The sequence below is a fragment of the Streptococcus sp. 10F2 genome, from assembly GCF_054331515.2.
In genome coordinates this window covers 1-3,751 of sequence record NZ_JBTGGE020000084.1, presented here as the reverse complement: position 1 = coordinate 3,751, position 3,751 = coordinate 1, and the positions used below count along the sequence as shown (strand labels likewise).

General features: G+C 40.1%; 3 protein-coding genes and 1 rRNA gene. All 4 read right to left on the bottom strand.

Features of this window, described 5'->3' with window-relative positions:
• Positions 1-61, bottom strand: a 16S ribosomal RNA gene (locus ACXM1Q_RS08960); the annotation flags it as partial.
• Between the two features lie 697 nt (positions 62-758).
• Entirely contained in the window at positions 759-1,994 is a 1,236-nt protein-coding gene (locus tag ACXM1Q_RS08955; RefSeq protein WP_458517762.1) for an MFS transporter, read from the bottom strand.
• Positions 1,995-2,005: 11 nt separating this feature from the next.
• Positions 2,006-2,647, bottom strand: a complete 642-nt coding sequence (gene pyrE, locus ACXM1Q_RS08950) for an orotate phosphoribosyltransferase (protein WP_458517761.1) — start codon at positions 2,645-2,647, stop codon at positions 2,006-2,008.
• Positions 2,644-3,345, bottom strand: coding sequence for an orotidine-5'-phosphate decarboxylase (gene pyrF, locus ACXM1Q_RS08945; protein ID WP_458517760.1), 702 nt, complete (start codon positions 3,343-3,345; stop codon positions 2,644-2,646). The genes pyrE and pyrF overlap by 4 nt, the downstream gene beginning before the upstream one ends.
• Positions 3,346-3,751: the final 406 nt, after the last annotated feature.

The following is a 3,751-nucleotide window of genomic DNA, read 5'->3' as shown; positions in this document are numbered from 1 at the left end:
CTTGCATGTATTAGGCACGCCGCCAGCGTTCATCCTGAGCCAGGATCAAACTCTCATCAAAAGTTTGAGCTGCTGCTCATTTCTGTCACTGACAGATTTATTGCTTTTTCATTGACAGGTAGTATCTCTACTACCCACACATTGGTATTCGTCTTGTTCAGTTTTCAAAGGTCATGCCTCTCACGAGACAACTTAATCATTCTACCAAAACCTCATTTGCTTGTCAACACTTTTTGTTAACTTTTTTGAAGTTTTTTTGAATTCGTTCGTTTCACCCGAACTTTTATCACTCATCTGTCCCGTTTAAGGAACTCTCCCTTCAGGACTTTATTAGTATACAACACTCTTTATCACTTGGCAACACTTTTGCTTAATTTTTTTAAACTTTTTTTCATTTTTTTAAATAATAGTGGTAGAAAGCTTGATTTAAAGGCTTTTTTATCGAATAAATAAAATGATTTTTTTATGATTTATCTCCTTATATCTACCGAAAACTGAGTCTAACTGGAATAAAAACGAGCCTCTACTTCTCTATCCGCAGCAATCCGCCTACTTCTAACTCTCCATATCGGTGATTATTTTGCTAGGCGGGAGGAAACTCACAGAATTTCTCGAAATATTATTCGTTACAAGTCTATATTGTAAAAAGAAAAGGCTGGTAAACAATCCCAGCCTTCTAGATCTGTTCTCCTCCCTTTTTCATCTCTATTCAGTCCGTCCATCGATGAAACAAACCATATTTTCGAATTTAAATATGACTAATCGATATTTTCTACCGATTCATTGACTTGTTGATAATACTTCTGTTTGAGATTTGAAATACTCAACATTGCTAGTAGACTAAGAAGATAGAGTCCTGCGAGAAAGAGCATAACGGTTGTCACCGTAGCATTCTGTAAGATAAAACCAATCACAACGGATGAGAAACCTCCAATAGCTCGTCCAACATTCAGAATGACATTATTAGCAAGAGATCGAACATAGTGAGGATAGAGTCGGGTAATCATGGCTCCATATCCTGCAAACATTCCATTGACAAAGAAGCCAACAACAGCACCAGCTATCAGAATACTCCACTCTGTCCGTGCAAAGCTAAAGAGATAAACAGACAGGGCTGAAGCTACTAAAAATATACTGTAACTTTTTCTTGGTCCCATATGATCTAGTAGGTTTCCAAAAACAATCATTCCGAAGCACATGCCAAGAATCGTCGTAATCATCCAAACTGAGGAGCCACTCATACTTACTCCAGCCTGTTCCTGCATGATACTGGGTAACCAATTCATCATTCCAAAGTAGCCAGCTATCTGAACAGTTGTCATCACCATTAAACAAATAGTCTGGGCAGCAATTGTTGGATTTGGAAACAAATCCTTAATCTTGCCTTTTTCCTGTCGCGCTTCCTTCAAGAGGTCTGCATCAAAATCACTAACCTGATCCGCATCAACAGCTATCAGAGACCAAAAAACAATTCCAAGAGGAAGTAAACCGCACAAAAAGAGTCCTCTCCAACCAAAAATCGGGGCAATCAAACCAGCCAAAGCTGCCGAGGTTATCGAACCTATTTGCCCAACGATTCCGTTGATAGAGGACATTCTTCCCATTTGTTCTTTCGGGACTAAACCAGCCATAATGGCAATCGCCACACCATACTCTCCACCTACTCCAATACCAGCAATAAAACGCATCAAATAGAGATATTCCAGATTAGGAGTGAAGAAAATAAGGGCCGTTGCCAAAGAGAAGATCGTTACAGTCCAACGAAACACTTTAAATTTATTACATTTATCGGCTAACATTCCAAAGACAATACCACCTAACAACATGCCAAGATTGGTTATTGTCGCAATCCAACCAGCTTCTACCTTACTAATCGCTAGCGAAGCAATAATGGATGTAAGGGAGAAGGATAAAAACATGACATTTAAATCATCCGTACCTGAAGCTATAATAGCCGATATTAACGCATTGCGATCATTTTTTGACAACTTCATCTTTTACTCCTTTATTCCATTTCTTGGGACCAAGCTTCTGGGTTCCGGTGCCAATTTTCCAATAATGAACGATAGGGCTTCAGCTCTTCCTGTAACAAAGCTTGTTGAATCAGCGATTCATAATTTGTCAAGGTAATCAGAGGATATCCTGCATCCTCGAAAGCTGTAATTCCTATCGGTAGCTGATAATTGAATATTGCAGCGCAACCAATGATTTCCGCACCTTCCTCTGCTAATGTTTGAGCTGCCTGAAGCACACTTTTTCCTGTACTAATTAAATCCTCAATGACTACAACCTTGCTTTGACTTGGCAAGATTCCTTCTATGGCTTTTTTCTTACCATGTTTTTTAGCATCCGATCGAACATAGACCATTGGCAAATCCAGGATTTGCGAAACCATACTAGCATAGGGAATCCCTGCCGTTGCGACACCTGCAAGATACTCAACCTCGGGAAACGTTTCTTGAATTCGCGTGGCTAACTGCTCTACAATATAGCTTCGCTCTTTAGGATGGCCCATCATTAAACGATTATCACAGTAGATGGGCGATTTCAATCCCGAAGTCCAAAGAAACGGTTTTTCGGGAGACAAACTAACTGCCTTTATATCTAGCAGTATTTGTGCTACTTGTAGTGACTGTTTCTGCATCATGATGCCCTCCACTCTTGTAAAATGGCTTGGTAAATCTGGCGACGATTGTCAGCCCTAGTAATGGGTCTTCCAACAACAATGTAATCTGTGCCTCGTTCTTTTGCAGTCTCAGCGGTTGTTACTCGCTTTTGATCATCCTCTGGCGACCACTTCCAGCGAATTCCTGGTGTAATCGTCAAAAAGTCCACTCCACAAGCTTCTTTGATAGCTGGAACTTCTTGAGGAGAACAGACTACTCCATCCATGCCGCTCTCCTTAGCAAGCTTGGCAAGATGAAGAACATCTTCCGCTAAGGTTCGATTCGAGTTCTGTACTCTTTTAAACTCTTTTGGGCTTGTCGAGGTCAGTTGTGTCACAGCAATCAAAAGCGGTTGAAAGCCTGACTCATTTCTGGCATTGACAGCAGCTCTCATCATTTCAATACCACCCTGAGCATGCACATTAATCATCTGGCATCCTAGTTGACTCATAAAAGATACCGTTCTAGCGACAGTATTGGGAATATCGTGTAATTTTAAATCTAGAAAAACCTGATGCCCAGCCTCCAATAAGTCTCTGACGACTGCTGGTCCTTGGCTAAAATACAATTCCATTCCAATCTTTAAAGTTAAGGGCTCCCCTCCTAAATCTCGTAACAGGCTCTCCAGATCCTCTTTTTGGGAGACATCCAGGGCAATAATTGGCCTCGTTTTATCCATAACATCCTCCTATTCTAGTAGTCCAACACGGCAAGTTTTCTCCTTTCTATTTTTTAGGTCTAAAGTGCTCAAAAAAGTCTCTCGCATATCGTAAGCGAGAGACCCGAGAGTTTGATGAAGTTTAAATGACTGCATCCTATTCATTTTCCCGAACACGATTTACCCTAAATTGTCTAAAGTTTATCATATTCCGAATTTTTGTCAAGGTTTTTTTAAAATAATTTAGTTATTTACAAATGTTCTAGGAAAACCGAAAGTTTTAAAATGAAGTTAGCCACCCTCTTTACTGTAAGATGAGGGCTACAACTCATTCTGATAAGTCATCGATTTCATTTGATGACAGGTTTGGAGCTGTTAGGCTAATTTGCCAAGGCTAATCATAGCCTTGCTTTAGCCTAAAAAACAG